Source organism: Streptomyces calidiresistens (assembly GCF_014141525.1).
Lineage (GTDB): Bacteria > Actinomycetota > Actinomycetes > Streptomycetales > Streptomycetaceae > Streptomyces > Streptomyces calidiresistens.
In genome coordinates this window covers 1-7,609 of sequence record NZ_VKHS01000201.1, presented here as the reverse complement: position 1 = coordinate 7,609, position 7,609 = coordinate 1, and the positions used below count along the sequence as shown (strand labels likewise).

At 72.1% G+C, this 7,609-nt stretch carries 4 protein-coding genes; all 4 read right to left on the bottom strand.

Annotated features, from left to right (window positions below; all coding sequences use genetic code 11):
* Window positions 1-2,560, bottom strand: a 2,560-nt coding sequence (locus tag FOE67_RS10940; protein ID WP_182663039.1) for a galactose oxidase early set domain-containing protein, incomplete at its 3' end; no start/stop codon positions are given.
* Between the two features lie 298 nt (window positions 2,561-2,858).
* Window positions 2,859-4,184 carry a glycosyltransferase gene (locus FOE67_RS10935; protein WP_228473760.1) on the bottom strand — a complete coding sequence of 442 codons (1,326 nt, stop codon included), beginning with the start codon at window positions 4,182-4,184 and terminating at the stop codon, window positions 2,859-2,861.
* A complete protein-coding gene (locus FOE67_RS10930; protein WP_438874204.1) occupies window positions 4,181-5,875 on the bottom strand; it encodes an ArnT family glycosyltransferase in 1,695 nt (564 codons plus the stop codon). The genes FOE67_RS10935 and FOE67_RS10930 overlap by 4 nt, the downstream gene beginning before the upstream one ends.
* A complete protein-coding gene (locus tag FOE67_RS10925; protein ID WP_182663037.1) occupies window positions 5,872-7,128 on the bottom strand; it encodes a glycosyltransferase in 1,257 nt (418 codons plus the stop codon). Before FOE67_RS10925 ends, FOE67_RS10930 begins: the two co-directional genes overlap by 4 nt.
* Window positions 7,129-7,609: the final 481 nt, after the last annotated feature.

Genomic DNA, 7,609 nt, shown 5'->3' with positions numbered 1-7,609 from the left:
GCCAGATGTGTAGAAGAGAAAGCCCAAGGGGGTCCCCGCCCCCGTTGAGCGGTTGCTCCTCGATGCCGCGCTCCCGCAGCCAGGAGCAGCGCTCCGCCGGCGTCGGCGGCACCGACTCCGGGAAGACCGCCGGCACGCAGACGCCCGCGTCGCCGTAGGCCCGTTCGCAGCCGGTGACCCCGACCGTCGGGCTCTCCGGGACCTCCCGGTCCCCGGCCCCGTCCGCCGGGCCCGCCCGCTCCGCGTCGGCGGCGTCGGCGGCCGGCCCGACCGGCGCGGACTCGCGGTACGGCTCCGGGCCGCGCGGCTCGGCGTCGAGGTCGTCGGCGAAGTCGTGGACGTGCGCCGCCTCCAGCGCGGCGGCCAACGCCTGCGCGTCGGTCTCCCCGACCCGCACCCACTCGGCCTCCGAGGGCACCCCGTTGGCGTCCACCGTGAAGAGCATGTACCAGCCGGGCGGCGCCAGGTTGGGGTTGCCCGTCACGTGCAGGTCGATGTCGGTGCCGTTGGGGGCCACGGTCATCGGCAGATCCACGAACCGCTGGTTGGGGTCGGAGGAGTGGGTGACGGCCGCCGGGCGGATCAGCGCCGCCCGGGTGATCGGCCGGTCCACGGTGATCGCCCGGGTCTCCCCGTACTCCCACTCGTTCCCGTCCACCGAGACGATCTCCGGCCGGTCCCCCTGGAAGAGGTAGGGCGGGCTGTAGACGGAGACCTTGTGGTTCCACGACCCGTCACCCGGGTTGTCGCCCGTCGCCATCACCCGGCCGTCGGGCAGCAGGAACGCCGAGGAGTGGTAACCGCGCGCCTCCGGGTCGGCGGCCACCGGGGTGAAGGTGTCGGTCGTCGGGTCGAAGACCGAGGCGGAGAAGACGGGATCGGCCCGGTTGTGCAGGGCGCCGCCGGTCTCCAGCACCGTCCCGTCCGGCAGCAGCACCGCCGAGACGTACATCTTGCCCTGGTCACCGGTCTGCGGGACCGGGCCCGCGCCGAGGTCGACCGTTCCCTGCGGCAACGGCGGACCCGGCCGGTACCCGGGGCTCGGCTCCTTCAGGTCGATGATGTCGGTCAGCCGGTTGGCCTCCGGGTTGGTGTTGATGTTGCCGCCGCCGATGGTCAGCACCCGCTGGTCCTGCGCGGGGGGCAGCAGCACGCTCGCCGACTGGTCCCGCTCGTCCTTGGCCCGCAGACCGGGCACGTCGGTGATGGTGTTGGCGTCGTGGTCGTGGATCGAGGCACCGGTGCCCGGCAGGCCGTCGCCGAAGACGTGACTGCCGGAGTAGAACAACCGGCCGTCCTGCATGAGGATCATCGCCGGGTACAGGCCCCAGAACGACCAGGTCTGGTTCACGCGGTGCAGCGGCAGCCACTCCTCGTGCTCGTGCGACCAGCGCTCGGCGGTCACGCTGCCGGTGGAGTCCTCGCGCAGGCCGCCGAAGGAGAGCACGTCGCCGTTGCCCAGGATGGTCGCCGACGGGTACCAGTGCCCGTCGTTCATGTCGTTGGTGCGGATGTACGTCTCGGTGTCGGGGTCGAAGATGTAGGAGTCCCTGAACCCCTGGTAGTCGTGCGAGCCGTCGGGCGCCGGGTACGCCCGGTTGCCGCTCATCACCAGCACCCGGCCGTCCGCCAGTTGCACGTGCCCGGCGCAGAACATGTCCACCGGGGTGGGGATGACGGTGTACGAGCCGTCCGCCGGGTCGTACACCGCCGAGGTGAAGGTGCCGGCGGCGAACATGTCCTCGTCGTTGCCGGACCCGGCGATCAGCAGCACCTTGCCGTTGTGCAGGACGACCGAGTGCATGCTGCGCACCGGGTTGTCCACCGGCAGCACGTCCCACGCGCCCTCGGCGCACTCCTGCGCGGTGCCCGTGCACACCGGGTCCGGCGCCGGGGCCTCCACCGGCACCATCGCGTAGTCGTCGGTGACCAGCGTGCCGTCGCCGAACAGCGACACGCCCCAGGAGATCCGGTCGGTGCCCGGCGGGACGACCGGGGTGCGCACCAGTGCCTGCTCCCAGTCGGCCGCCGCCGGCAGGGTGGAGACGTCGGTCCAGTACTGCCAGCCGAGGTCGGTGTCGTGCCGGAACAGGGTGATCGCCACGCTCGGGGTGGTCGCCTTGTAGTACACCGACAGGTCGTACTGCGCGCCCTCGGCGACCGTCGGGGCGCACTCGGTGCTCTCGGTGATCAGCGCCTTGCGGTCGCCGCTCTCCCGGTTGGCGAGGGTCACCTCCATGGCGGTGGTGCCGCTGTGGGCGTCGCCGGTCGGCCCGATGGTGAAGTCGTGGTCGCCCCAGCCGGCCCGGGACCAGCAGGCGGGCATGTCACCGGCGCCGGGGGTCTCGAAGCCGGGGTTGGTGACGAGGTTCGGCTCGGCCGCCGCCTCGCGCGGAGGGACGGCCAGCAGCGCCGAGGCCGCCACCAGGGCGATGAGCAGCGGCGCGGCGAGCGCGCGCCGGACGCGGCGGACCCGGTGGGTGCGGTGCGCCGCCCCGGGCGGGGCGGCGCCGGGTATGCGGAGGACGGCGGACACGGGTGGTGCGGGTGGTGCGGACATGCGGCTCCCTTCGTGCCGGTGGTGCGGTGGTGCGCCGGCGGGCCCGTCGCGCCCGGAAACGGGCACGGCGAGCGGACCCGCCGGCGGGTCGGGGTGGTGGGAACGGGCCGGAAGGTTCGGAAAGCCCGGGGGATCGGGTGAGGTGTCGGGGGAGCGGATGGGTTCGGATGGGATCGGGTGGGAGCGGGGCACCGGCGGGGAGCGCCGCCGGTGGTCGCCGGGGACGGTGTTCCCCACCCGGGGCGCGGGCCGGGTGACGCCACCCCGCGGCGGCGTCACCCCACCCGGAACACCGGGGTCAGGACCGCCCGCGCCGCGGCAGGTACACCAACATCTCGGTGGCGACGAACCGCAGCAGGAAGGTGATCAGCAACGCCAGGCCGGTCGCCGGCAGCACCGCCACCCCCACGCTCTCCACCAGCAGCGCGATCAGCGGCACGCGCAGGACCAGGTCGGCGTTGGCCAGTAGGGTGAACCGCCCCGCCCGGTCCGCCCAGTGCCGGTGTCCGCGCCGGTCGCGGAAGAGCAGGCTCTCCGACAACAGGAAGTTCCACGCCACGCCGCACTGGTTGGCCAGGATCACCGCCGGCAGGTAGTGCATCCCCCCGGTGGTCAACAGGTACAGGGCCAGCAGGTTCGGCAGGAAACCGGTGATCCCGATCAGCCCGAACGCCACCATCCGGGCCGTCGCCGACGCCGTGCGCAGCGACACCAGGTGCCGCAGGAAGCGCATCCCCTCCTTGGCGGTGGACTTCGACTCCCCGGCGAACCGGTCCTGGAAGACGAACGGCACCTCGGCGACCGTGCGCGGCCGGCAGCGCACCGCCAGCTCCAGCAGGATCTTGTAGCCGAGCGGCTTGAGCGCCTCGGCGGTGACGATCTCCCGCCGGATCGCGAAGAATCCGCTCATCGGATCGCTCACCCCGCGCAATCGCCGGGGGAACAGACCCTTCGTCAACCAGGTCGCGCCCCGCGAGACCGCCACCCGGTAGCCGCCGGCCAGCCCCTCCCGGCTGCCGCCGGGGATGTAGCGGCTGGCCACCACCAGGTCGGCGCCGGTGCGCTCCCCGGTCGCGATCAACTCGGGCACCAGCGAAGGGGGGTGCTGCAGATCGGCGTCCATGACGGCGAGCCAGTCGGTGTCGGCGGCCCGCATCCCCTCCACCACCGCACCGCCCAGCCCGCCGGTGGGCGTCTCGCGGTGGATCACCGAGACCGGGAACGGGCAGCTCGGCGCGGCATCCTCGATGATCCGCGGTGTCCCGTCGGTGCTGTCGTCGACGAAGACCACCCGGCAACGGTCGCCGGAAGGCAGCGCCTCCCCCAACTGTCGCAGCAACTCGCGGATGTTCCCCGCCTCGTTGAAGGTCGGCACGATCAGGGTCAGGGTGCCGGTGCGGGTGGGCGCCGGCGGATCCGGCAACCCGAGCGGGACCGATACCGCGAGCGGGTCCGGTGCCGGCGTCACCCCGGGGGCGAACCCCCGGCGGCCGCCGGCCGGCCCGACCCGGCGGGACGGCGGGGCATCCGGCACGTCCACGTCGGTCGCGCCGACCGGCACGGCGCCCGGGGACGGGGAGCCGGGGAAGCCGGTGGGCATGCCGGCGGAGTGGTGCGTGGTCATCGGTCGCCTCCCGCGATCCGCCGGATCTCGATCCGGTCCTCACCGGCGCCGAAGACGGCCACCGGGGTCGAGTTCTCGATTGCGCCCCTGACGATGGGCAGGTCCACGGCGTCGCGCCGCACGGTCGGGGACGCGACCACGTAGTCCACGTCCCGCCACCCGTTCGGCAGGGTGCGCGTCACCGCCGGGTCCAGGTCGGCCTTGTAGAACCAGATGGCACCGGGGCCGGGCTCGTAGCCCGCGTGCACCAGATCCAGCCACAGCGCGTCGTCCACCAGCACCCGGACCTCCCCGGGGTTCGGCACCTCCTCGCGCATCCAGGCGGCGGCGGCCCGGTAGTTGGCGTTGACGTCCTCGGTCATCGCCGTCCGGTTGCCGTCGTACCACTGCGGCACGATCGGCAGCAGCGCGCCGACCGCGAGCACGCAGGCCACCGTCCACCGGGCGGCGACGGCTCCTCGTCCCTCCCGGCCGCGGCCGGTCGGCCGACCGCGCCGCAGCACCAGGTGCGCGACGCTCGCCACCAGCGCGGCCAGCAGCAGCGCCAGGAACGGAAGCGCCTGGATGACGTACATCGCCGGCAGGTAACCCGACGGCCGCAACGCGACCACCGCCAGGATCACCACCACCAGCGCCGGACCGGCCATCGCCCGCGCCGTCACCGACCGGCGCGTCGCGCACAGCACCAGCACCGCGCCGACCAGACCGCCGACCGGCAGCACCCAGTCGTAGTACAGCCAGTCCCGCACCACGCTGTGCGAGTCGGAGGTCGGGTCGAACACCGAGCCCGAACCCGGCCGGGTCAGCTGGTAGACCGCCCCCTCGATCAGCGACACGTGCCGGGTGCCGGGGAACAGTTCGTGGTTGAGCAGCGCGTACAGCGGATACAGCAGACCGATCAGGGCGCAACCGGTGATCGCCCCGCTGACGGCGAACTTGCGGGTGTCGCGGTGGCTGTGCCGCCACATCGTCACCAGCAGTGCCGGCAGCACCAGCAGCATCGTCTCCTTGGTGAGCACCGACACCGCGCCGGCGATCCCGGCCGCGAAGTGGTGCCACAGGTGACGGTTGGGCGAGGAGGCCAGCCAGAAGGCCGCCAGCATCCACATCACCGCGATGTTGTCCAGGAAGATCTGCCGCTGGAGCACCACCGACAGCGGGGAGAGCCCGAAGAGCACCATCGCCAGACCCGCGGCCCACATCGGCAGCCGCAGCCGCCGGGCGAGCAGGTAGACGAGGATCGCGCAGGCCGCCGAGACCCCGAGCATGGCGTACCGCATCGTGCCCACCGTCATCGCCTCGGGGGCGAACCAGGCGGGGATCCGGGTCAGCGCGGCGAGTTGGATCCACCCCAGCGGGGGGTGGTCGTACCAGTAGGTGTAGTGGGCCAGGCCGTCGCCCTCCTGCACGGCCCGGGCCTGGGCGAGGTAGGTGCCCTCGTCGTCGCTCAGGCCGGGGAAGCGCGAGATGTTCCAGGCCTGCACCACCATGATCACGACCAGCAGCGCCGCGCACAGCAGCGCGTCGGTCCGGCCGGTGCGCACCGGTGCCGGGCGCCGGGAGGGGGACGCGGCCCCCCTCCCGCCCCCCGAGGGGGACTTCGGCGGCGCGGTCGGCGAGGTGCTCGGTGAACCCGTCGGGGAACCCGTGGTCGAAGAGGTCTCGGGCAGCGCGGGAAGTGTCGTGGTCACCTCTGGATGTCCTCTCGGGTGAGGTGCGCGCCGGTGTGCCGGGTCAGCTCCCACTCGTTGCGGCCCCGCTGCTCCCGCCAGACGGCGCGGATCGCCGCGCCGGCCAGCAGGACCTGGTAGAAGGGGCCGCCGACGATGAGCTTGAGGTAGTGCGCGAGTCGGATGCGGAAGCCGTACTGCCGGCCGAAGTCGTGCAGTCCGACGATCTCGAAGACGAACGTGACGGTCATCGTCAGCAGCGGAAGGAAGGAGATCAGCGCGACGCCCACGGGGACGTCGAGCAGCACGCCCGCCGCCACGTTCAGCGGGATGACCACGCCCGTGAAGGCCTGCAGGAACGGGGTCATCAGGGTGTAGCGGGCCAGCATCCGCCGTCCGAAACCGGGCAACCGGCGCCAGTCGCGCTTGCGGTAGACCTGCAGGAACCCCTGGTTCCAGCGGGTGCGCTGCTTGAGCAGGCCCATCAGTGAGCCGGGGGTCTCCTCGCGGGTGACCATCTCGGCGTCGTAGGCGACCACCACCCGCTTGCCGGCGCTGGAGAGCCGGACGCCCAGGTCGCAGTCCTCGGCCAGGCAGTTCTCGTCCCAGCCCTCGGCCTCGCGCAGCACCTCGGTGCGGACGAAGACGGTGTTGCCGCCCAGCGGGATGAAGCCCTTGCTCGCGTGCAGGTGCAGCCGGCTGCGGAACCAGAAGAAGTACTCCAGGCAGTTGCGCAGGCTGTACCAACTGGAGTGGAAGTTGATCAGCTGGACGCCGCCCTGCACCACGTCGGCGCCGGTGGTGCGGAAGGCGTGGTCCACGTGGGAGAGCAGGTCCGGGTGGACCTGGTCCTCGGCGTCGAAGACCCCGACCACGTCCCCGCGACAGTGCGGGAGGGCGGTGTTGAGAGCCTTCGGCTTGTTCTTGGGTTGGTTGTGGTCGACGATGACCCGCACCCGGCCACCCGCGTCGCGGGCGACCCGTTCGGCGACCTCGGCGGTGCCCGGGTCGTCGTGACCGACGATCACCAGGACCTCGTAGTCCCGGTGGTGCGAACGGAGCAGCCGGCGGACGGTGTGCTCCAGGACCTCCTGCTCGTGCCGCGCGGGCACCAGCAGGGAGAACGACAGATGGACGTCACCGTCGGGTCTGCCGAACCGGGTGGCCTCCAGCACCTCCGGCGTGCGCCAGGCGTGCATCTGCCACCACAGCGTGAAGGCGGCCATCCAGAACAGCGTCAAGGAGACGATGACGACGAAAACAGCGGTGAACAAGACCCCTCCAGGGACCTGCCACGCCCCCCGGCGTGGTGTTTCTCAACCCCCAAGGGGGAGCAGCCACGCGGGCAGGCGTCGACGCCCACCGCTCATGCCCCCCCACCGTCGATTTCCCGTGCCCTCCCCCGGCCCGGGTGGTCGTTGCGGAGGGTTAGAGGCTAGGGCACGACTCGGAGAGTTCGTAGCCAAATCCGATGAACACTTCGTTTCCTGCTGTCCCGGCTGTTTCCTCGGGTATGATCGCCCGCTTTTCACCGGATGAACGATGCGATCAATGATTGCCGCAGGGAAATGGAGGGAGTGTTTCCCCTGCGTCACGGCAATTCGTCTTCCCACGTCGGGGGCGGTGTGCCGGGGTGGATCGCTCATGTGCCCCGGGGGAAACGGCTTTCCCGGGCCTCCCGGGGGAGAGGTATCGGCGCAGGTGGGAGCGGTTTCGCGCACGCTTGCGAGGAGTCAGCCGTTCGAGGGGTGGGGG

Excerpts from the sequence above, each read along its gene's own strand:
- FOE67_RS10935 (WP_228473760.1), bottom strand. The coding sequence starts at position 4,184 with ATGACCACGCACCACTCCGCCGGCATGCCCACCGGCTTCCCCGGCTCC.